Raw genomic sequence first — 22,667 nt, 5'->3', positions numbered from 1 at the left:
TATGGCAACTAGGCTAAGAAAAACAAGACGACTTAGAGGTGGACGACACATGGGATGGGGACAAGTAGGCCAACATCGAGCAAGTGGTCACAAAGGCGGTCTTGGAGTTACTGGTATGATGAAACATCATTGGAGTTCTACTTTAAAATATGATCCAGATCACTATGGTCATGATTCCCCTAAAACACCTCACCCAAATATTGCCAAAACATGGACTAGCGTCAGAGACCTTGATGACTTGTTCCTAAAGTTCGGTAAAGAAGAAGGAGGAAAGAAAATCGTAGACCTTGAAAGCGCAGGATACGAAAAACTCCTTGGTGGCGGAAAATTAACTAATGCATATTCCGTCAAAGTAAAACAATTCACTGCAACTGCAGAAGAAAAGTTAAAAGCTGTTGGGGGAGAGGTGCTATCTAATAATGGCTGAGGGTAGTATTACCACAATTATTCGAAAGGTTGTTTTCAAAGCAGAACCTTATCTTCCTCAAGTACCAAAACCAAAAAAGAAAATTCCACTTCCAACTCGATTGTTATGGTGTGGAGTAGCATTACTAATTTACATGATCATGGGTCAAACTCCGTTATTTGGAGCAACAGCACCTCAGTTTGACTTTTTAGCATTTGCTAGAGTAATTTTTGCATCACAACAAGGAACTCTTGTTGAATTAGGAATTGGGCCGATTGTAACTGCTGGACTCTTAATGCAGTTGCTGAGAGGTTCAGATATTCTCAAATTTGATTTCAAAAAACCTGAAGAGAGAGGAATATTTCAGACTGCAACTAAACTTGTTACATACATTGTAATTGTGGCAGAATCGATTGTATACGCTACTGCTGTCTATGGGCCTGGCGTTACAGAGCCTTACTTTTTGTATGTCATGATTGGACAGCTGATGGCAGCATCAATTATCATTATGTTCTTAGACGAATTAATTCAGAAAGGGTGGGGGCTTGGCAGTGGAATCAGTCTTTTCATTATGGCAGGTGTTGCTCAACAAATTCTATGGAGTATGTTTAGCCCGCTACCTGCAGGAGATGGAGGAACGATTGGTATTATTCCGTATCTCAGTCAGTCAATACTTAATGGGGATCTGTCTAATGTATTCTTCCGTCAAAATCAGCTTCCTAGCATCTTTGGTGTATTTCTTACTGCAGGAATATTGTTAATTCTGGTATTCACACAGGGAATGAAAATTGAAATTCCAATCGTCTCTACCAAATACAGAGGTTTCTCTGCAGTATATCCTATCAAATTGATGTATGTTTCTAACATTCCAGTAATTTTGGCATCTGCCCTTACTGCAAACGCTGTTTTCATTTTCCAAATGCTGTGGGCGCACATGAACCCGCGAAATAATAATTTCTTCATGAATTTTATTGCACAGTTTGATCCTACAAGTCCATCTACACCCGTTGGTGGAATTATCTACTACATTACTCCTCCAAGAGGATTGGATGTGGCAGCATTGGATCCAATGCGTGCGGTCGGTTACATTTTGTTTATGGTTGGAATTGTAGTTGTATTTGGTAGATTGTGGGTAGAGCTTGGAGGATTATCTCCAAAGAGTGCAGCTAAGAACTTACTTGATGCTGATGTACAAATTCCCGGATTTAGAAGATCGAATGCACCCGTTGAAGCATTACTAAACAAGTACATTCCATCGGTTACTATTATTGGCTCAATGATTTTAGGTCTGCTAGCCGGCGTATCTGATGTTCTTGGTGTATTTGGATCTGGTATTGGAATTTTGCTTATGGTGGATATTCTCATCAACTATTACACACAATTAGTAAAAGAACAAGTAGAAGTCGTTATGCCGCGTTTGGGTGCTTTACTTGGAAGGAAATAGAAGAATAATTCTAGTAGGAATTCCCGGTGTAGGAAAAACGACAATTCTTTCTAAAATGGTTCAAATTCTAAAAGATCATGATAAAACTGTACATGTAGTAAGTTTTGGAACTTTGATGTTTGAAGTTGCCAAAGAAAATGGTCTTAAAGATAGAGATGAGCTTAGACATTTGCCTGTAGAGAAACAACAACAACTTCAAAAAATTGCCGCTGAAAAAATTGCTGCATATAATGAACAAGTAGTTATTGTAGACACTCATGCATTTATCAACTCGCCAGAAGGCTACTATCCTGGATTACCAGAACATGTCTTAAAAATTATCAAACCAACTAACTTTGTTTCAGTTTCAGCAAAACCTGAAGAGATCTACAATAGGCGAATGAAAGATGAAACACGAAATCGAGACAAAATTACTTTGCCAAATATAAATAAAGAACTTGACATCCAATCAGCAATGATATCTGCCTGCACTGTGCTTACAGGCTCGCCTGTGAAACATATTCTTAATAGAGAAGGAAAGATTGATGAAGCTATAGACAAAATAATTAATGCGATAGGACTGTAAAAAATGGACTTTAACTTTATTCTACTATTTCTTGATTCGATACATTTGCAATTTGATATCTTTGGCGGTCAAAGCAGACAAGCCTTAGGTAGTGCTGATCCAATTATCAAAGGATTGATTCTTTCAATGTTTGCAGTATCTGGATTTGGAATTTTACTGAATCTCTTCAATTCTGCTGTTAGAAAGAAGATGGTTGATCAAACAAAACTCAAACGAATAATGAAGGAAACACGTGGATGGCAAAAAGAAAGAATGGCTGCAATGAGAGCAAAAGACCAAGCCAAAATTGCCGAACTTGGGAAAAAGTCTGCATACATGAACAAAATGTCAATGGAGATGATGCAGATGAACATGCGACCAATGATGATTACTTTTGTACCTTTAATTTTGATATTTTATTTTGTATTGCCTCAATTGTTCTCTTACACTGTAGCATTATCTCCAATTCCTCTAAATGTAATCCCAGGAGATTTCTTCCAACTAACCTGTACTGCAGAACATGCGGCAATAGAAGGTGATCCTTGCTATGGGCATGAAAATTCATTGTATCTCTGGGCATGGTACTTCCTTTCATCTATTGCATTTAGTGGCATTGTTATGAAACTGACTAAAACCTCAATGGATCTCAGTTGACCAAATCTATAGTAATTTCTGGTCCTCCCGCAGTAGGTAAAACAACTGTTGCTAAAGGATTGGCTGAAGAGTTTCAACTAGAATATCTTAGTGGCGGTGATGTGTTAAAAGAGATGGCAATGGATGAAGGGTTTGATTCTGATGGTGATGATTGGTGGGACACTGAAGAAGGAATGAGATTTCTAAATAAACGAGAACAAGATTCAAAGTATGACAGAGCGTTAGATGAAAAATTAACTCTGCTCTTCAAGAAGGGTGGAGTGGTAATTACTAGTTACACTTTGCCATGGTTAGTTACAGATGGAATTAAAATTTGGTTAGAAGGTTCCCATGAAAGCAGCACAAAAAGAATGCAAACAAGGGATAACATGAGTCCGCAAGAGGCATATGAAATCACAAAAGAAAGATTTGACAAGAATAAAGCATTATACAAAAAACTTTATGATTTTGATTTTGGTGAAGATAAATCTGTCTTTGATTTAATAATAAACACCGATCATCTAACAGCTCAGCAAGTAATTGATGTTGCAAAAGAAACTGTGAGAAAATTACTATGACACTCAAACAACTTGAAAATCTAATTGAAATTGATCAGGATATAACTGATGATGCATATGGAACACCATATGACAAAAGAACACTTGAACAATTACTAAACTATGGTGTTATTTTACTAGACAAACCTCCTGGTCCTACAAGTCATGAGACTGTGGCTTGGGCAAAACGAATTTTGAAACTTCCCAAGATTGGTCACAGTGGAACACTTGATCCTCAAGTATCGGGAGTATTGCCATTAGGATTAGGTGAGGCAACAAAAGCACTAGGAGTTTTACTTTTGGGTCCTAAAGAATATGTTGCATTAGGACGAGTGCATTCTCTTCCTTCAAAGGAAAAACTTTCAGAAATTATTAATTTGTTTAAAGGAGAAATTTTTCAAAAACCCCCACAACGTTCTGCAGTTGTGAGACAAACAAGAACAAGAACTATCTATGAATTTGAATTAATCGAGCAAAAAGAAAGACTGCTCTTGACTCGAGTCTTGTGCGAAGCTGGAACCTATATTAGAAAATTATATTATGATATAGGAGAAATTCTTGGACCTGGAGCTACAATGATTGAGCTTCGAAGAACCAGAGTCGACCAATTTTATGAAACTGATGGCCTAGTAACCCTTCATGAACTAGCAAATGCATTTGCACTATGGGAAGAAAACAAAGATGAAACAAGATTAATGCAAATGATAAAGCCAGTAGAATATGCACTAAGTGAACTAAAATCAGTAGTAATTCGTGATTCTGCAGTAGATGCAATGTGCCATGGTGCACAACTTGCAATTCCTGGTGTTTTGAAAATTTCTCCTAATCTAAAAAAGGGAGATCTTGTTGGGATTTACACGCAAAAAGGTGAGGCGGTTGCTTTGGCTGAATCTACAATGTCTGAAGAAGAGATTCGTGATGCAACAAAGGGATATGCATTTGAAACAAAGAGAATCATCATGGCTCCAAATACATATCCTAAAAAATGGAGAACAAAACCAACTCATTCAAAGGATTAACTTAAAATCATTCTGAAGACATGTTAGCAAAAAGCCTGGTAATTTTTATTGTGATTGGAGTAGTTTCTGGGTTTGCATACGGTGTTTACTTGATGGATGTGAAAAACACCAGTCAACTAGTATTTGTTGATGGTCCATCAATCTCATTAGTTACTGAAAAATTTGATTTTAAAAAAGGTGAATCAATTAAAATTCGAGTAGTGAATTCTGGCACAACTCCTTTGACTTTCTCTGATACATCTTATGGCCTTAGAATTACTGGACTATCTGGAATATTGATGTACACACCTGTTGGCGTACCAGTAATTTCTAATCTTGAACCTGGTGATGAAATTGTATTGTATTGGGATCAGATAAGAAATGATGGCAATGTTGCATTGGAGGGTCTGTACAAAATATCTGCAAAAGGGACAGATGAGAAAGGAAATTCAGTAGAAAAATCAACTACAGTTACAATTTGGAAGTAACATAATTTATAATCACATTTTACCGAAGACTTTTGTCGTAAGACTTGTGCCGGGGTCGCCTAGCCTGGTAGGGCGCGCGCCTGGAAATTGTTTAACCATAAAGCGCGTTCTCGCAAGGGAACGGGAGTTCAAATCTCCCTCCCGGCGCCACTCAATTATAAATCTCCGACATCCGTACTGTATGTCCTTGGCTACAATACAACAAACAAAGGCTAATTCGCCTACAAAATCATCAATTCATGACTATTGTACAAGAATTGCCAGAGCTATGCATGATGTCTTGTGTATGGTTTGAATTTCGTGACAATTATGACTCTTCATTTTCTGAGGTGTGATTCATGTTAATCATAAAAAAGGAATTTTGTTGCTAGCCTAACAAACCACTAGCAACAAGATATGCTCCAGCACCCATTCCAATCACTACGCCGATTCCCATGCAGATGAGATCATATTTTACTACTTTTTTGAAAGGGGCGTGAACCATACTATCCCAGTTTGAGTTTTGTGGTGTTTTCATAATTCTATTTAGAACTAGTTGCAGATAGAGTGCGGTAAGCTACTTAGCTTACTCTATCTTATCATCATGTGTGATGAAACACAATACAAACACTCAAACAACAAAATTATTTTCTTGATTGTTTAACTTTTTGTGATATATTCTGTTTTTTGCTCTAATTCGTAGTTTTGTGTTGCAACAAGAGCATCTGATCAATTCTGTTTTAATGAATCTTGAACATATCGCACACCATTTTAATCCATTTTTATACTTTAATCCATTCTCAAATCTTTTTGTTACAAAATCGACACAATGTCCTTTACATCTTGGGGCCAAGATAAATTAAAGAAAATCAAAGTACATAAGAACAATGTATGGTTATGTTTGCAATTGTTTGCAAAATAAACCTCTTAATTAAAAACAATATCTGGTATTGCTTTTCGTGGACAGAACTACTGTTATGCTTATAGGTGTTGTTTCTCTTGGAGTGGCGCTTGGTATTTTTTTCTTAAATACAGAGATACCTTTACAGTCTTTTGCTGAAGATAATTCTGTCCACAATTCCCCCGTCACTCGTACATACACTGTGGTTGCAGAAGATACAACCTTGGAGATTTCACCTGGTCTCAGGGTTGAAGCCTGGACGTATAATGGTACAATTCCTGGTCCAACATTGCGTGCAACTGAAGGCGATAGAGTAATTATCAATTTTATCAATAATGGACAACTTCCACATACGATGCATTTTCATGGAGACCATGATGAGAAAAATGATGGTGTATTCCAAGAAGTTCTTCCAGGTGAATCTTACACATATGACTTTACAGCAGAACCCGCTGGATTGTTCATGTATCACTGCCATGTTATGCCCGTCTCTGAACATATCCGAAATGGCTTGTATGGTGCGTTTATCGTAGATCCTAAAGAAGGATTAGAACCTGCACGTGAATATGTGCTTGTCAAAGGTGAATACGACTTGGAAGACCAAGAGACGTGGACTCCTGATTATGTTTTCTTTAACGGGTATGCTGATCAATATTGGACAAACCCATTACCCGCAAAAACAAATGAGTTGGTAAGGCTATACTATGTTGACATGGGTGCTATCCCTGCATTTGGATTCCATATTCATGGTACTATATTTGAGACCATCGTCTCAGGAATATGGGAGAATGCCCCCATCAAGACTCAGACCTGGGAGGTAGGTCCTGGCAATGCTGCAATATTTGAAGCAAAATGGAAAGATCCTGGAAGGTATCTCTTCCACTTGCATGGTATCCCAGAAGAAAAGGGTACTATGGCATACTTTGATGTTCGAGATGCTGACTCTGATGCAATTGATGGTGTAGATATTGCAAAGACTAAATCCATTGACATGTGGGATTGGCAAAAACAAATCTTGACAGACTTGGAAATGCCTGATGATGATGCAGAAATTACAAAAACTATTGCAAGCACATCTTCTCATGAGGAACATCTCACATTTGCACAAAACACTGATGAGTCACATATAGTTGAAACCACTCTTTGTGAAGTGGAAGAAGGTTCTGCGATAAAATCTTCCAACAAGTCATACTATCCTAAACTAACGCAGATTCAAGTAGGTGACACCGTAACGTGGACCAACAAGGATGTTTCAGTTCACACTGTGACAAGCAATGATGAATTGTTTGATTCTGGAATGATGATGCCTGGAGATACATTTGAGCAGACATTTGAAAGTGTAGGATTGTATGAGTATTATTGCATGCTTCATCCATGGATGACTGGAACAATCAAAACTGTTTGATTATTTTTCAAAAGTTAATTCCATCATTCTGTCTTTTATCTTAAAGTCAATCCTTTTCTCAAATGCATCATTGAAAATTAATTCCAGCACTGTTTTGTGATATAATGACCAGTTGTATCCTAAATCATGTTTTATGATGTAACTATGCGTTGAGTTCTGTATTGTGTGGTTCAACTCAAAATCCGATATTTTCATTCTTGTGATGAACCATGATACAAACGAGTCTAGGTCAAGTGAACCTTTCATGAATGTGGCTATGTCTGATACAATGCTTTTGCCAATTTGTTTTGCCAGGTCAACAGTCTCTTGTTCTGAAAGTTTCTGAAATAATGCCGTTACAATGGGCTTAGCTATTGGAACCATCCCTACTTTGGGCTCAAACATGCCCCAATCAACATATCTTGCAAAAATTTTGTTCGCCAATATGTTCAAACTAACGCCTTGAGATTCTGATTCTGCTCGTAATTTGTCTAATATTTGACTGTCTAGTCTAAATGACATTGTCTCTGTTTTCTTTTTTTGTTCAGTACTCAATTGCTTTTTTACCATAATTGATAGTTAATTATGTGTTCTATTTTGAAGAATCTTTATCCAATTTGTAAGATTGTCTTATGACTGAGCAACGCATTGTTTGCTATCTATGTCGTTGTATGATAATTAAGATGACGAAAATATGTCCAAAAAGTATCTTAATTCACGTAATGTCAAATCAACTTTTTCCCAATAACGACTCAAGCCTCAACTAAATCACAATCTTTGGTAGATTTTTTGTAATTTAATCTGAAATCACCCATTATGACAGTAAAAAGAGTATCCTTGATTCTTTTTGGTAAAATTTGATTTTCATCAAAGATTATAATCTCATATTTTATCACATGATTGATAATGATGTTTGAGTTTACCCAAAGCAAAATTACATTCCTTGTAGGACTTACACTATTTTGTTTGGCTTTTCAACCAACAGTTTTTGCTTCTTCTTCAAAAGACGTTGCATTGGATTCACCTTTTACTCTAAAGATTGAAGATACTGCAAAAATAGATTCAGAGTTACGACTTACTGTACTTGATGCTGTTGAGGATTCTAGGTGTCCTTCTGATGTTACTTGTGTGTGGGAAGGTGCCGTATCCGTACAAGTCAATCTGATCAGAGATGATCTAGATCTTGGCAATCATACAATTCTGTTAGGGGAAAGTGAGGATGATAAACAAATCTTTGCCGGCTATTTTATTAAATTAATTACCGTGGAACCTTATCCATCAAGTACTGTTCCAATCAAATCCTCTGACTATGTACTGACATTTCTTGTTTCTAAGATAAACGAAATGAAAATAGATGCCCCATTAAAACAATTCAATACTGGAATTTCAATTAACAATATTCACTGTAAGGCAGATCTTGTACTTGTCATCAAGTCAAGTAATTTCAGTCCTGCGTGTGTGACACCAAATACTGCAGAAAAATTGTCTTTACGTGGATGGGCAGATGAAAATACCCTCTACGTTAATCCAATAATTAAAACTGGAACCTATGCGGGACATTGTATTGGATATTGTGCAAAAGAGTTCTTGATAACTCCTGATAAAATCATCTTTTCACAAAATGGTCGTGATTTTGTTTCTGATGAATGGTCCGATCTTCCTGAGAAAACCAAAGAATTCACACTATCTCAAGCAGAATGGAGTGGATTGGTAGATTTGATTAATTTTGATCAATTTAGATCTCTTCCTGACAAAATCGGATGTCCTGGCTGTGCTGATGCTCCAGTTGAATGGATTGAAATTTCATACGATGATAAAACAAAAAGAATTGAATTTGAAAATGGGGATGAAATTCCAGAACTCTCTGAACTTATAGTTGTCCTTCGAGAAATTCAAAACAGAGCAGAACCTATTGCAAGCTTTGAGGAATGTGTTTTAGCTGGTAATTCTGTTATGGAGTCATACCCAAGACAATGCAGAACAACTGATGGGAAAAATTTTGTTGAAGAAATTGATGATGTCCTAGAAACACCACATGAGATTGAGGGAAAACGATCTCCAGTGAATGTTCCTGACGCAATAAGTGAAAATGATATGTGGTGTCAGACTAGTTGGAATATAGAAACAACTGAGGTTCTAGACACGGTGTATGTTAAAAATTCAGTTCAAAGCACAATTGCACAGTTTGGAGAAACTTATTTTCTTGAAGAACGCATCATAGATGTTTTTGAAAATTCTGTTGGATACACCGTTTCAATATCCGGTCTGTGGGATCATGATTCTATTCAATACCAAATGATTGCAGAAGATCTTGGAAAGTTTGGAACAATACAAGGTGAACCTGCATCATGTCAGTAAATTCTAATGAGAAAAACTTTTGAGAAAAGATTGAACACTGCGAATCTACGAAAAAGAATAATCATTGTAATTCTGGGAATCTTTGCATCTTATTTTGGTATAATCCCGTTAGGTTTGCTTTATCATAAACTATCCTATGCTCCATTGCCAGACCCTGTATCGTCATACTTTTTCTTTAACAGTGTGAGAATTGGAATCATGGTGTTGTTTTTGTATCTTGCACTAGTTTATGTCAAGCCATCCCTTGTTCCACAACAAGAAAAATACAGAAAACTTGTCTTGATTTCAATCTTGATAATTGTCACTCTTACCGTTGCGTTGCCAAGTGGGTATGTTATTCCTCAGCTGGAACAAGGCGGGTGTATTACAAAATCTGGAAGCTATAACGGTGATGATAATTTTAGCGGTTCGTCTTCGCAGGGAATAACAACCGAGTCTGAATGTGTTGATAACTGTATATTTTCTGGCAAGTTTAACACGCGAGAAGAAAAATTTTGTGAGTTTAAGGGAATATTTGGAAAAACACATTGGGTGAAATCCCCTGATGACTTTGACACTCCTGTATTTGGGGAAATTGTAAAATGAAAATTTGTAAAATCAAGTGGAAAACTTTACAAGAATTCCGCCAATGATTAACGCACTAATTCCACCAACGAAGATCAGAGGATTGGGTTCAGAATCAAACAAATTTGCAACGCCGATAAGAGTAGCAATAAAACCCACTGCCAAAATGAAGATCGCCAATACTAAACCTGCATCTTCAGTTATCATACTTTTTCACGTTAAGAAGCTAGTGTAATTCTTCATAAAGAATTCTATGTTTGAGTTTATGATAGAACCAATTTCATTCATAGTTTATATCTTCTACAACGTGCCTTTGTTAAAAAATAGAATATTTGCATATACTGATTCCAACTCCATACTGCCTTGACTATTGAATTTAGATTAAAAATAGGCTATTTCGTACTTTTATCTAAAGCAATTTTTGCTTTTGATATGGCCATATTGTATTCGTCCATTGCTTTCTTTGTTGCAAGTTTGTAATTATTTTCAGCTTTATTTTCATCGAATTCATTTTTAGCAGAATCTAATGCTTTTTTGTAATTTGATTTTATCGCAGTCAAATTCTTATCTAGAGAGTTTTTTGCATCTTTTATTGTCTTGGCATATGCTAATTTTGCTTGAGATGTTCCTGATTTAGTTTCTGGTGATGTGGGTGTTGATTTAACTGGGCTGTTTTTAGTAATTGATTGTTTGTATTGTTCATTAGCTAAAGTAAGTTTTTGATACAATATTTCTTTAGCAATTTGAATTGCTTTATTATAAGAAATCTTGGCTTGTCTTAATTTTTCAGGATTATCTTTTGCAGCAATTTTTGCATCTACGTATTGGGATTTTGCCACCGCAACAGAGTTTGAAAATTCTGATTCTGCTTTTAATTGTGCCTGTTGTTTTGTAATCTGTGCCTTTGTTGTTTCTTGTGCTGTATCACCAAAAGATACATTATTTCCAAATAATACTGATGATAAAAGAATTAAAGATGTAATAATTGCAAGATGCGATGTAATAGTTTTTTTATTTATCATAAACTGTAAAATGTCAAGTTTACTAATTAACTAGAATTTTTTTGAATATAATTCACGTTACAATAACTAGTTGATCAGATGTGCAATACAGATCAATTCTAAATATAAATAAAAAAACCCATACGAAAATGTTTATTCTGTTAGTATAATTTTGTATACTGTGGATCATTTGAGAAAGATTTCTGAAATACAACTATGCCAACATTTCAAGATAATTGGAATAAACCTCCAACTGTTGGGTTAAATCAACATATTCTTAACACAGTTAAAAAAGAACCGCCACTCAAACCTCGTATACAACAATCAGTAGGAAAACTAAATCAAACAATTTCAAAAATGGATTTTATGTTTAAAAAATTACAAGAAAAGGACAAAAAGATTTTCAAGAGAATTGTTGAATCTCAACAGAGACATGATAAGTACACAAGTAAAGTTTTAGCAAACGAATTAATTGAAATTAGAAAAAATGAACATGTATTAACAAATATCAAACTAGCACTTGAGCAAATTCAGATCAGACTATCAACTATGAATGAACTTGGTGATGCTATGGTTTCAATTGGACCGGCAATTGCAGTTCTACGTTCGATGGGACCAGCATTAAGTAAATTCATGCCACAAGCTGGTGCAGAATTTGAAGCAATGTCTGGTTTATTGGGTGAAATAACTAGTGATTCGTTTGGAGGAGACTTTGAATTAAGTGATACTTCAAATGAAGAAACAGATGCCATTTTAAAAGAAGCAGCAGTAATTGCAGGAAATAGGGTTGGAGAAAAATTCCCATCCTCTCCAGCAACAACTTATTCTCAGATGGAATCAAGGTTAAATCAACTCTAATTCCAAATTCAAAATAAGGTTATAATGTCTAATCCCTTGTTTTCCTTTTTCTAACATCCTTTTCTTTAGATGACTTTGTGGAATGATTCATAGTTAGGATATATTTTTAAAAAAGATCTCAACCATATCTCTAAATCAAACAACAATTCCTCTATCGTTACATCTAAAATCAATCATTAATCCTATCAAAAATTTTTCCAAAAGCCAACATGGAATAAATACTAACCTTGGAAATAATCACATGTCAATTTTTGATTATTCTGACTCGCAAAGTCAACTAGAATAATTAGTGCCCAAATAGATGGAGCATTTTGTTACTATCTTGAATCAATTTGGATAAAAATGAAGCAAAGTCAGATTGTTTCTTTTTAGGATCATTGAGAATTTTTTTCATCAATTGCACTTCATACTGTATTCCAGATTTGAATCCAATTTGGAATATTTTTGGTAATTTAGACAAGTTCGGCAAAACAGCAATTTCGTCATTATTTCCAGCGTTCATAGTTTTTTTGGTCGAATTTTTAATTACAATTTGTAATAGTTTTTCATAATTTTCATAAAGATTGGATTCAAATTTCGTCATTGAGTATTTTTTAGACATTTTAGTAATTCGTTTAATGCTTAATAACGCCTGATTAGATTCAACATCATCAAAATGCTGAGATGTCAGTTCAACATCATATGCTTCTTTGAATGCTGAAACAATATAAGAAATAGCATCTTTTCTACACGATGATACCGTTTTTCCAAAAGGACAGTTTTGACAATTTGTTATATAATATCTAAACCCATTGGTACCAAAATTTGATAATACTAATTTATTTTGATTTCTTAATTTAGTCATTGTCCTAGAAACAACAGCTTCATCAAGTTCTAAAATTCGCGATATTTCTTGATTTGAATAAGAACCCTCATCTAACAATTCCAGAATGTCTTTCTCAATTTCACCGGGAGATCTTCTGGATTTTTCTTCAATTGCATCAGCTATATAGTGATCTGTTATCTTATGTTCAGTTTCAAATTTGATTTTGTTGTTGTCATTCGTAATCATCAAACCCGAATTTGATTCAATTTTAATGATTTTTTGAAGAATTTTATCAATATTAGTTAATTTGAAATTTTTTAACAATAATTTTAGTTCGTTGATATTAATTTCATCTTTATCGTGAGAAAGTAAATGCAACAATCCCCATCTGACTTTTCTCTCATCGCTAGATTCAATTTTTCTAAGAATATTACAAACATCTATAATTTTATCCCATTTTATATTTTGTAAAACATCACCATCTTCTTCAAGTAATCGAAGTTTTGATAAGATCTTTACTAATTCATCAAAATCTTCTGAGAGCGATTTTGGAAGAGTTTTGCCTTTCTGCCTATCTGATTTTTTAAACTGTTCAAGAATATCTTCTTTTAAAATAATTTGCTGAGTGCGAATTTCATCAGAATCATATTTGAAGTATTCAAAAAAGGACAAAAATACTGAATTAATTGAATCTGGTTTTAGCAGTTTTAAAGCATAGATTACAGAGGACGAAAGTGCCATCGAGGACAGACGTGCATTGTAATTCTCAGATAAAAACTTGTAGATTAAAAATGGATATAAAAAAGATTGATTAGATCCTAGTTTTCATCAGAACCAGTTTTACAATCATCAAAATTATCTTTATCTGATGCTTTTATACGCTTAAGCCATAAAGAATCCTTTTCGTGGTAGTATAATGCCTAATACGGAAATTGGCAATGAAGATACTTTTGCAAATCAATTGATTTCCTGTACTTTTTTTATCAACTAGTTACGAATAATCCAAGCCAATTCAAAAAAAATACAGGTTTTATCAAACCAATCTAATTAGTTGTGGAAGTGAGCATCTTGGATAAAAAGAAAAAATAATGAAAAAACAGTCTAGTATTTTTTTTATTTTACGTCCATTTTCATCCCCAACACGGTAGATGAATCCCTCCTGCATGGCTTGCTTTTATAAAATAAAAATTCTATTTTGACTGTGATTCGTTTTCTCTTAACTTGTTATAGTCTAGCATTACTTTTGGTAACTTGTCGTCAGGGTTTGAGACTATATCGTATTTTTTACAATATTCTATATAATTTGGCCAGTTTTTCTTTGCTGTCTCCCTAAAATCCTCTCCAACCATTTCATTATACCAATCTACTATCATAAGGCCATAAGCAAAAAATCTCTTCAGATAAGTGGCAATATGTGATGGGATTTTCCTGTTTAATTCTAAATAAGCAATTTCGTCCACTGTATTCAAATAATCATTTGCATATCTTTGACAATCTTCAGTTGTTTTAAGAATAGTATTTTTATTTAATCTGTTAAGCAAATCTTCATGAAAGCTTCGTAATAATTGTGAATGTGTAGCTCTTGTATTTTCTTTGATATTTTTCCAGGTAATTATCAAAGTAATTGCAAATATTGTAGCTGTGATGGAACTTATTATTACTGGTAATGTGGAAAGATCAACTGCCATTCTCCATTTATTAGAATTTGGCATATCTAAACTTGTATTTCATTATTTTTCTATGTTCTCTGATTTTTTTGCAACCTCTTTGGATGCATTAATGTCATGTGCGGTCTTGCCTTGTTTCAATTTCAGTCTTGCAAATAGATTCTTTAACATGATTAACTAACCACAATTCTATTTATTAACTATGAATCAGTTGACTAAAACCCGCTAGAAGACAACTTGTGTATGTCTATCTTCTTAGTTTTTCAATTATTAATTTAAGTAAAAAAGTATCTTAAAATGACAAATAATCATTTTTTACATAATCATTATGGAATTAATTTTCAATTTTTTGCTTGTAGGTGCAGGATTAACTATGTTATATTTTGGAGGAGACTGGTTAGTGAAAGGATCAATAGCCCTATCAAACAAATTTGGAATTAGTCAATTGGTTATCGGTCTAACTGTCGTTGCTTTTGGAACTTCAGCACCAGAACTTGCAGTAAGTATTTCATCTGCAATGCAAGGATTGTCTGATATTGCCTTAGGAAATGTAGTGGGAAGCAATATTGTCAATATTGGAGCAATTCTAGGAATGTCTGCCATAATCAGTCCAATTATTGTATCAAAATCTGCCATAAGAAAAGAAGTTCCAATAATGATAGGCATTTCATTCCTTTTACTTGGAATTATTATAGATGGTAAAATTGATTTTGTTGATGGAGCGTTATTTGTAATTGGAATTATTGTTTTTACAGGATATAGTTATCGTAGCTCAAAAAAAGACACAGATACACAAGTGATACCTGCATCGCAAATATTACAAAAAAATGTTTTTTCCAAATCTATAATTTTCATAATAGTTGGGTTATTGCTCCTAACTGGAGGATCATTTCTTACAGTAGATAATGTTGTAATCATTGGTGCAAGTTTTGGAATATCCGAATTGTTCATGGGATTGACAGTTGTTGCAATAGGAACTTCACTTCCAGAGCTAATAACGTCAGTGGTTGCTGCAAGAAAAGGTCATGCCGATCTTAGTGTTGGAAATATAATTGGCAGTAACATATTCAACATTTTAGCAATATTGGGAATTTCATCATTGATTTCAGGCATCACAGTTACTGAACAAGTATTAGTGGATGTTGGAATAATGTTGGCGTTTAGTCTTGTATTGATTCCAATTATGCGTAGTGGGTTTGTCATATCCAGAAGAGAAGGCGTAATTCTGGTAGCAGGCTATGTTGTTTATGTGATATTTTTGTTCAGCCGGCAATAACTGCTTTAGATGTAACTTGAGTTGAAGTAGAAGCACTTTTCAATGACCGATCAAAATTTCATACAATATGAACTATTACGTGATTTTCTCAATATCTGATCCGAACAACTATGAAACAATCTTTCATCCTAATGCCTCTAAAATCGGAATTGGTATTACTATGTCTGCAGAGAAATTCTATGTGTTGCAATATGTATGTGGGGTAGAAGATGAAAATAATTCTCTTTGATGATCATATGCGAATCAATCTTAATATTTTAGAGATGCTTGGCTCTGCCAAGACATCATTTTACATTCCGTATACTAACATTGTGTCTGCATTCTCTGAACCTCCGCATCAAATTGTATGCTTCAAGCTTGCAGGAACGAATTTTCCAAAATTAATTGAGCTTGGCACGTTTCTTTACGGCACACAAAAACAGTTCTGTTATATTAAAAGAAGAAAAAATAACTTTCTTGTTTTGGTTCTAAAGTCCAATTTTTACTCTAAGATAATCTTGGAGATTACAAACAGTGAAGAAATTGCAAAAAGAATCAATGAAAAGTTGGGAATACCAAAATGAAAACTAGACTTTTGATATTCTCTACATTAACTGAAGTATGTGCTGATATTGGCGTAGATCCAACACTGAGAGTAGGACGAACAATACAGTTGCGGTAATCATTATCCGCATAGGCAATTGGATCTTTTGAAAGAAAAAAGATTTTGTTTTGCCATATCAACACACATCTCATGTTATGTCTCTGAATGATTTAAAATCCAAGACTGCATTGTGGTTAAGTGCAGCTAAATAGATAAATCTATACAAACTCAAGGCATTGTTATATGAGTAGCAAAAAGACATCCAGTATTTCATTTAGAATTGATGAAGAATATGAAAAAGTATTGAGAACCATTGCCAAAGAAAATAAAATCAGTCTGAATACCCTGGCAAATCAAATCTTCGGCAATTATGTGGAGTTTGAGATTTATGCCAAAAAATTTGGTACTTTGAGAATGAGTACTGATACACTTCGAAGAATTTTAAATAATATTGACGAAAAAACTCTAATTGATATAGCCACTAGAGGCGGTGCTCAAGAAGCAAAAGAATTCATTTTGTTCAAATGGAAAAAGATTACTTTAGACTCTGTGACTGATTTTATTAAAATTTATTTTGATCTTTGTGGATATGGGAGATGCAGTCTAGAAAAAACAGCAAGCAATATCGTCTTTAGTGTACATCATGATCTGAAAGAAAAAGGCTCTTTGTTTTTGAAGCAATTCCTAGAGTCGTTAATTAAAACTACCTTGGAGAAAGACTGTGATACTACTATAACTGAGGACACTATAACAATTAGTTTTCAGGCCTAGAATTCAAGTGCAATTGACTACACTGTAGTCTTCTATATTATATCTAATATTCACCAATACAGGTTGAGAAACATGGTTCAAATCAAACAACAAGAAGGAAGACTATCGCGACGTGTGCTTTTGTCTGCAATGATTGCAGGAATTGCAGTTGCCGTAGTTTTCACTGTAACCCCGTGGAACTATGTTCCTACTGAAGTTACTGAAAATGTAACTGTAATAGCAGTTACGGAGCATGGTTGTGTTGGAGAATCCCAATACGGAATGAGTGTTGTTGTGTCTGACTGCAGTGCACAAGTAGGTGACACGGTATCTGCCACATTTAATGTTCCTTCGGGGCTATTGAACGGATATTGGGACGAACTTGAAAGAAGACAAAATCCCATGGTAGACATATGGGATAGAAATGTTGATGGTTCGGGTTTCTCCCAATGATTTTTTATTTTTAAAACATCATAAAATGTACGATTAATTTATTCAAATTATTATCAAAGCATCAAATGCTTTAGATCATCAAAAAATAGTCATCGTTTTTTTATGTCTGTATGCTGGGAAAATTTGAAATTAATTTACTGTGATGATTCCCTGATTGACTAAAAACTCAATTCCTTTGACAAAATCTCTCTCAGAAATTAAATCTTGAGACCACCATCCTGCATTGTTTTTTACCCATGTGGGGATCTCTTGAGATTCTGATGGGTTTGTTTTAGTTGCTGGAATGTTGAGAATTTTTTCTTTCATTAGAAATTGAATTGATTGAACAAATTCTTGATCCCCTACAATCCCATTAGACCACCATCCTGCATTGTTTTTTATCCAAGAAGGAACTCCATCTGTCTTTTGTTGCATTGATGGTTGACCTATCTTAAAATCTGCCGTAGATGTTAAAAACTCTGCAAAGTTTTTAGAGTTTTGACCCGTTAGAATTAGTTTAATTTTATACTGTCCTTGAGTTGGAATTAAAATTGATTCTTGAGAAATTCCATGTGGTGCCAAAACTCCAAGATATTTTCCCCCTGTTCCAATATTGGACCAAATCTCTTTTCCAGCAGAGTCTGTAATGCTATATGCAAACAATACTTCGTTTACTGGCTTGTTTATTGCATCAAAAAAAGAAAATGTGAATGGGATTTTCTTACCTACGTCTGAATTTGAATCCCATGACACATTAGCAGAAAATCCATTTTCAAAGATGAAATTACGTTCACTGAATACCTTTTTGTCTCCTGATAAAATTTCAACTTTTAGTGGATTGCTAATACCTGCTTTGTCTTCAATCTGCATTAGTTCGTCATGAGTGATGTTTGTTCTGATTATGTTTTGATCCGGAGATGAAATATCGAACTCTATAGAATCGTCTTCCAGTTTTATTCCTTGTACAAATACATTCAAATCATATCCTTGCTTGAAAGACGAGAAATCTTTTTGAAGTATTACTGCATGTCTGCTAATGAAATCATGTTGCATTGCATGTTCGTTATCCAAGTGTATTTCATATGATATTTTATCTGCTAGTTCATCATAATTAAAATTAGAAATTTTGCTGTTGTATGATTTTATTGATACTGGGTATTCTTGAGCATTTGCTGTTTTGATAAGAAATATTTCCTTTTGCGGAATGCTTACAAAAGTCTCAAAAAGTAAGTCTTTCGTAGTCATTGTTTTTGGATTTGTTGCACCCACTATGGAGACTTTGATGTTGTATTGTCCGCTTTTATCAAAAACAGGGCCTTGAATTACTGGAAATGAATCTCCTCTTGCATAGTAAGCACCAGCTATCGCATGTTTTTCACCATAATACTTTGTACATTTCCAAAGTTCTTTTTCTTGACATCCTGTTTTTGGCTTTATTTCTAAATCCAATTTTCCATCTTCATCAAAAAAATACTCATTGGCAACTAGGTTGTTTTCATGAAATATCTCAACGCGATATGTGACACTTTTGATGTTTGCATTTGTTTCACTATCAAAAAACCTAATTGATAAATTGGCATTATTTGAATCGTCAGAAGTGAAATCCTCTGGAAAAAGGATTGTAGTTAATGCTACTTTTAACCCATCAAAATCAATAGGTGGAGCAAGAGAACCTGAATGATGTTGTGCATGAACTGGAGAAAACGAAACTACAAACAATATTGAACAAACTATCAAAATTAACTTTGTACTCACAAGTTTAGATATTTTGAAGATCTTAAAATACGATTCTGGTTTATTCGCCCAATTTTTCTAATATTTGAGAGAAATTCCATGGGCCGCATTGAGCATCCACTGTTTCACTCTCAAAGAGTCCTGTTTTGTTTAGATGGTTAATGATGTGTACTGCAAATGGCAATGCACCAGTAGCCCCTGGTGAATTGTAATTTAAAATATGAAATGATGTCTCATCATCAACTAAGATTACATCTGAAACAAACTTTCCATCATCATCAATTACAGAAGATCTAATTCCAGCAGTCCCCTTTTCAGTAATTTTATCTGGATCAATCTTTGGCAAGAACCTTTTGACTCTGTTAACCATTGTTGTTTTTGACATTGATGACTGTATCTCATTAATTGCAAGCTCCTGAAACTGTTTGTCGAAAATTGCTTTTCTTGCACCAGAACCTAACATCTCTAGAATTTTTGGGATGAATTCTTTGATGTTTTCTGATTTGTTGTATCCATATGGGCTAAAAACTGGAACAGCGTTGGGGCCAATCTCACAACTGCCATCTATTCTGATTATCCAATGTGGATCTAAAAATGGATAGTCTGGAAATTCTGGAACAGAGTAAACACTTGTTTTAGTCAAGTCATGATATTCTTTTGGCGCTCTCCAATATTCTCCCCTGAAATGCACATCTGTGAATTTTTTTGCGACTCCTACGTCATGTGCAATGTTGATTGCTTCTCCGCCTGCAGCATTAATTAAAAATTTAGTACATATCTCGTGTTCGCCATTTAATGTAATTGCCCACTTGTTGTTTTCTTTTTTTATTTTTGTGACCTTAGTGTCTAAAATGAAATTTGTTCCATTTGCCTTACTGTCTTTCATTACAGAATTTGTAAATACGGAATAATCCACAGACCCATCCTTGTATACATATAGAGCAGATTCACATTTTATTTCAGGTTCTATCTTTTTTAATTCTACATTGTCCATCAGTTTGATATCTTTGTCTTCCAGGCCATTTTGTTTTCCCCACTTTAGATATTTTTCAAGAACTGCAGTGCCTTTTTTATCCAAAGCAACTTCAATTACCCCGTCTTTTTTGAAAGGTAAGTCTCGTAATTTTGAATATTCTTCCCACATCTCATATCCATGAAATGCAGCTTTTGCAAACAGTTTTTTCTTTTCGGGATTGTACAAGTATGGTGCGTGAACTTTTCCTGTGTTTCTTCCACTTGTATGAAATGCAACACTGTGTGCTTGCTCAACGACTGCTATTTTTTTTGATTTGTTAAGCTGAGAGAGAAAATATGAAATGGATGTTCCAAGTATGCCTCCACCAATAATTACTATGTCAAAATCATGAACCATTGTCTCACACATGTTTTGCCTTAGTCAATATTAAATCCAGTCACTGAGAATTAAGATTAATATCCAATAAAATTTCAAATCAAGTATGTTGCCTGACAGATGCTCCGTAATGGAAGAAGGAAAACAATGTGTTAATCCTCCTGAATTTATTGTATCTATTGTTGCAGATGAAGATGAATATATGGTTGGAGTAACATGCAACAAACACAAAGAAATAGTATCCGGTAAAATTGGAATACTGCAAAATGAAGGAAAAATGCGTGAAGGTAAAATTCTCTTTTCACCCGTAAAAGCAGTTGGAACCGACTGTATTCATGGAGATTCATCCGATTTTGTTCAAATTGACATGAAATCTTCTAAAAATTGAAATAATTTTGATTTAAAGTATATGTGATGCTTTTCGAATTGTTATCTGATATAGTTGCAACTGATGATGTTTTATTCATCGTAAAAAGTAACGCCGCAACATGTGAGGTTAGAAGCGACTCTCTTAATATCAAACAAAAAGAAAAATGGATTACAATTGGTGATAATGACGATCCTGCACACATGCATATTGATTCTGAATTGATAAAATCTGCAAAATTTCTACAAGAAGAAAAACCTGAACGGATTAGTTTTAGCGTACAATTCTTTGATGGATATGGGGATCGTGTTTTGGCTGCATTTTTTACAAAAATGTATGATGGAACAAAAACAATAATCCCTTCACGAAAAAAACTCTATGAGGATTTAAACCAAAAATATTCTTCCATCATTAATTTTTAAAAAAAACCTTGTCTGAAAAAGACAAGGAGAAAAAATGTTATTCTAATTCTTTTTTCTTCTTTTCTTTTTCAGATTGTAACTTAGCTAATTCTAATTCTTCATTAGTATGTTTGAATTTTTTCAATCTGATTTTATACTGCGATTTCAATATAAAAACCGCACATTGTTTTAATTGATCACTCAAGCGTAAAATTCAATATCCTACTGAATAGATCGGCTTTTTTCCATTCATTCCTAGATTCAGATTTTTAACAGTAATCTCTGCCATCTTGGCTCGGGTCTCCTTTGTTGAACTGCCAATGTGTGGTGCAAGAACAACATTTTCCAATCTTGTCAAAGGATTTTTCACTCCGATTGGTTCTTGCTCAAATACATCTAGTCCTGCACCTGAAATAATTTTTTTCTTTAGTGCCTTTACAAGTTCTTTTTCATTTACAATTTTTCCTCGTGCAGTATTAATTAGAAATGCCGATTTTTTCATTTTATTAAATACCTTCATGTCAAATAACTGGTCTGTCTCTTTAGTGTGTGGAACATGTATTGATATGATGTCGCTTTGTGTGATTATCTTTTCAAATGAGGCAAATTTTACGCCTAATGCATTTTCTTTCGATTTTGAGAGTGGTTTTCTGTTGTGATATATGATGTTCATCTCAAAGGCTTTTGCTCTTTTTGCAAGTGTTTTACCAATTCTTCCCAAACCCAAAATACCAAGAGTTTTTCCCTGAAGATCAACCCCAACATAATCATGTGCGCCATAGATCACTTTCCATTTACCATTTCTAATAATTCTGTCACCCTCAGACACTCGTCTTAGAAGATCAAGCAACAATGAGAATGCTAAATCTGCAGTTGCATCAGTTAGTACTTCAGGAGTATATCCTACGCGAATTTTTCTTTCTTTGGCATAATTGACATCAATGTGATCAAATCCTACGCTATAAGTGCTGATTACTTTTAGATTCTTTGCTAACTCTATGGTTTCTTTATTTATTTTGTCATATGGAAAACAAATGATTCCATCTACATCTTTAATTTTTGATCTAAGTTTTGTTTGAGAAATAGGAATTTTCCCCGAATGAACTTCAATCTGATACTTTTTTTTCAATTCATTTAATGCAAAATCATGTAAGGTTCTTGTAAGAAAGACTTTTTTCATCAGTCT

The 22,667-nt window shown here is 34.3% G+C and carries 26 protein-coding genes and 1 tRNA gene; 19 read left to right on the top strand and 8 right to left on the bottom strand.

Annotation, left to right across the window (positions count from 1 at the left end; all coding sequences use genetic code 11):
- Position 1: 1 nt before the first annotated feature.
- From OO712_RS08295 to OO712_RS08255, 9 genes are all read left to right on the top strand, one after another.
- Positions 2-427 (top strand): uL15 family ribosomal protein, encoded by a 426-nt coding sequence (locus OO712_RS08295; protein WP_109876376.1) that lies wholly within the window; start codon positions 2-4, stop codon positions 425-427.
- Positions 420-1,850 carry a preprotein translocase subunit SecY gene (gene secY / locus OO712_RS08290; protein WP_109876375.1) on the top strand — a complete coding sequence of 477 codons (1,431 nt, stop codon included), beginning with the start codon at positions 420-422 and terminating at the stop codon, positions 1,848-1,850. Before OO712_RS08295 ends, secY begins: the two co-directional genes overlap by 8 nt.
- The gene (locus OO712_RS08285; RefSeq protein WP_225866822.1) at positions 1,828-2,415 is read left to right on the top strand and encodes an adenylate kinase; all 588 of its coding nucleotides are present in this window, start codon (positions 1,828-1,830) and stop codon (positions 2,413-2,415) included. The genes secY and OO712_RS08285 overlap by 23 nt, the downstream gene beginning before the upstream one ends.
- A gap of 3 nt (positions 2,416-2,418) precedes the next feature.
- Positions 2,419-3,048 (top strand): EMC3/TMCO1 family protein, encoded by a 630-nt coding sequence (locus OO712_RS08280; RefSeq protein ID WP_109876373.1) that lies wholly within the window; start codon positions 2,419-2,421, stop codon positions 3,046-3,048.
- Complete coding sequence (locus OO712_RS08275) at positions 3,045-3,605, top strand: cytidylate kinase-like family protein (protein WP_109876372.1); 561 nt, start codon at positions 3,045-3,047, stop codon at positions 3,603-3,605. Before OO712_RS08280 ends, OO712_RS08275 begins: the two co-directional genes overlap by 4 nt.
- The gene (locus OO712_RS08270; protein ID WP_109876371.1) at positions 3,602-4,603 is read left to right on the top strand and encodes an RNA-guided pseudouridylation complex pseudouridine synthase subunit Cbf5; all 1,002 of its coding nucleotides are present in this window, start codon (positions 3,602-3,604) and stop codon (positions 4,601-4,603) included. The genes OO712_RS08275 and OO712_RS08270 overlap by 4 nt, the downstream gene beginning before the upstream one ends.
- Positions 4,604-4,623: 20 nt before the next feature.
- Entirely contained in the window at positions 4,624-5,070 is a 447-nt protein-coding gene (locus OO712_RS08265; protein WP_109876370.1) for a cupredoxin domain-containing protein, read from the top strand.
- 48 nt (positions 5,071-5,118) lie between these two features.
- Positions 5,119-5,220 (top strand) — tRNA-Ser (locus OO712_RS08260).
- A gap of 788 nt (positions 5,221-6,008) precedes the next feature.
- Positions 6,009-7,355 carry a multicopper oxidase domain-containing protein gene (locus OO712_RS08255; RefSeq protein WP_109876555.1) on the top strand — a complete coding sequence of 449 codons (1,347 nt, stop codon included), beginning with the start codon at positions 6,009-6,011 and terminating at the stop codon, positions 7,353-7,355.
- Here OO712_RS08255 and OO712_RS08250 read toward each other — a convergent pair whose 3' ends face one another.
- On the bottom strand, positions 7,356-7,889 hold the full coding sequence (locus tag OO712_RS08250; RefSeq protein ID WP_109876554.1) for a hypothetical protein: 534 nt from the start codon (positions 7,887-7,889) through the stop codon (positions 7,356-7,358). It lies immediately after the preceding gene.
- 351 nt (positions 7,890-8,240) lie between these two features.
- Here OO712_RS08250 and OO712_RS08245 point away from each other — a divergent pair, with 351 nt between their 5' ends.
- Together OO712_RS08245 and OO712_RS08240 are read left to right on the top strand one after the other, a co-directional pair.
- Entirely contained in the window at positions 8,241-9,692 is a 1,452-nt protein-coding gene (locus tag OO712_RS08245; protein ID WP_146195976.1) for a WING-49 domain-containing protein, read from the top strand.
- Between the two features lie 6 nt (positions 9,693-9,698).
- Positions 9,699-10,277: a hypothetical protein gene (locus tag OO712_RS08240; protein WP_109876366.1), complete on the top strand. Its 579-nt coding sequence runs from the start codon at positions 9,699-9,701 to the stop codon at positions 10,275-10,277.
- 12 nt (positions 10,278-10,289) lie between these two features.
- On the opposite strand, the gene OO712_RS08235 is transcribed toward OO712_RS08240, so the two are convergent.
- On the bottom strand, positions 10,290-10,463 hold the full coding sequence (locus OO712_RS08235) for a hypothetical protein (protein ID WP_160049191.1): 174 nt from the start codon (positions 10,461-10,463) through the stop codon (positions 10,290-10,292).
- A gap of 185 nt (positions 10,464-10,648) precedes the next feature.
- Positions 10,649-11,278, bottom strand: coding sequence for a hypothetical protein (locus tag OO712_RS08230; RefSeq protein WP_109876365.1), 630 nt, complete (start codon positions 11,276-11,278; stop codon positions 10,649-10,651).
- A 195-nt stretch (positions 11,279-11,473) separates the two neighbouring features.
- Here OO712_RS08230 and OO712_RS08225 point away from each other — a divergent pair, with 195 nt between their 5' ends.
- A complete protein-coding gene (locus tag OO712_RS08225) occupies positions 11,474-12,115 on the top strand; it encodes a Snf7 family protein (protein ID WP_109876364.1) in 642 nt (213 codons plus the stop codon).
- A gap of 286 nt (positions 12,116-12,401) precedes the next feature.
- On the opposite strand, the gene OO712_RS08220 is transcribed toward OO712_RS08225, so the two are convergent.
- On the bottom strand, positions 12,402-13,661 hold the full coding sequence (locus OO712_RS08220) for a hypothetical protein (protein ID WP_109876363.1): 1,260 nt from the start codon (positions 13,659-13,661) through the stop codon (positions 12,402-12,404).
- 449 nt (positions 13,662-14,110) lie between these two features.
- On the bottom strand, positions 14,111-14,608 hold the full coding sequence (locus OO712_RS08215; RefSeq protein WP_264953666.1) for a hypothetical protein: 498 nt from the start codon (positions 14,606-14,608) through the stop codon (positions 14,111-14,113).
- Positions 14,609-14,915: 307 nt separating this feature from the next.
- Between OO712_RS08215 and OO712_RS08210 the strand changes: the two genes are divergently transcribed.
- From OO712_RS08210 to OO712_RS08190, 5 genes are all read left to right on the top strand, one after another.
- Positions 14,916-15,863: a calcium/sodium antiporter gene (locus OO712_RS08210; protein ID WP_109876361.1), complete on the top strand. Its 948-nt coding sequence runs from the start codon at positions 14,916-14,918 to the stop codon at positions 15,861-15,863.
- A gap of 67 nt (positions 15,864-15,930) precedes the next feature.
- A complete protein-coding gene (locus OO712_RS08205) occupies positions 15,931-16,092 on the top strand; it encodes a hypothetical protein (protein WP_160049190.1) in 162 nt (53 codons plus the stop codon).
- Positions 16,073-16,426 carry a hypothetical protein gene (locus OO712_RS08200; RefSeq protein WP_109876360.1) on the top strand — a complete coding sequence of 118 codons (354 nt, stop codon included), beginning with the start codon at positions 16,073-16,075 and terminating at the stop codon, positions 16,424-16,426. Before OO712_RS08205 ends, OO712_RS08200 begins: the two co-directional genes overlap by 20 nt.
- 263 nt (positions 16,427-16,689) lie before the next feature.
- Positions 16,690-17,217, top strand: coding sequence for a hypothetical protein (locus OO712_RS08195; protein WP_109876359.1), 528 nt, complete (start codon positions 16,690-16,692; stop codon positions 17,215-17,217).
- A gap of 72 nt (positions 17,218-17,289) precedes the next feature.
- The gene (locus tag OO712_RS08190; RefSeq protein ID WP_225866821.1) at positions 17,290-17,649 is read left to right on the top strand and encodes a hypothetical protein; all 360 of its coding nucleotides are present in this window, start codon (positions 17,290-17,292) and stop codon (positions 17,647-17,649) included.
- 129 nt (positions 17,650-17,778) lie between these two features.
- On the opposite strand, the gene OO712_RS08185 is transcribed toward OO712_RS08190, so the two are convergent.
- Both OO712_RS08185 and OO712_RS08180 read right to left on the bottom strand, forming a co-directional pair.
- Positions 17,779-19,383, bottom strand: a complete 1,605-nt coding sequence (locus tag OO712_RS08185) for a hypothetical protein (RefSeq protein WP_146195975.1) — start codon at positions 19,381-19,383, stop codon at positions 17,779-17,781.
- A gap of 40 nt (positions 19,384-19,423) precedes the next feature.
- The gene (locus tag OO712_RS08180; RefSeq protein ID WP_109876552.1) at positions 19,424-20,734 is read right to left on the bottom strand and encodes an NAD(P)/FAD-dependent oxidoreductase; all 1,311 of its coding nucleotides are present in this window, start codon (positions 20,732-20,734) and stop codon (positions 19,424-19,426) included.
- 85 nt (positions 20,735-20,819) lie between these two features.
- On the opposite strand from OO712_RS08180, the gene OO712_RS08175 reads away from it, so the two are divergent.
- Together OO712_RS08175 and OO712_RS08170 are read left to right on the top strand one after the other, a co-directional pair.
- Positions 20,820-21,101, top strand: a complete 282-nt coding sequence (locus tag OO712_RS08175) for a hypothetical protein (protein ID WP_109876357.1) — start codon at positions 20,820-20,822, stop codon at positions 21,099-21,101.
- A gap of 26 nt (positions 21,102-21,127) precedes the next feature.
- Positions 21,128-21,502: a ChuX/HutX family heme-like substrate-binding protein gene (locus OO712_RS08170; RefSeq protein ID WP_109876356.1), complete on the top strand. Its 375-nt coding sequence runs from the start codon at positions 21,128-21,130 to the stop codon at positions 21,500-21,502.
- 193 nt (positions 21,503-21,695) lie between these two features.
- On the opposite strand, the gene OO712_RS08165 is transcribed toward OO712_RS08170, so the two are convergent.
- Positions 21,696-22,664: a 2-hydroxyacid dehydrogenase gene (locus OO712_RS08165; protein WP_109876355.1), complete on the bottom strand. Its 969-nt coding sequence runs from the start codon at positions 22,662-22,664 to the stop codon at positions 21,696-21,698.
- Between the last annotated feature and the right edge of the window lie 3 nt (positions 22,665-22,667).

The sequence above is a fragment of the Nitrosopumilus zosterae genome (assembly GCF_025998175.1).
Lineage (GTDB): Archaea > Thermoproteota > Nitrososphaeria > Nitrososphaerales > Nitrosopumilaceae > Nitrosopumilus > Nitrosopumilus zosterae.
Note: the sequence above shows the minus strand (reverse complement) of the source record. Positions and strands in the feature narration are given on the sequence as shown.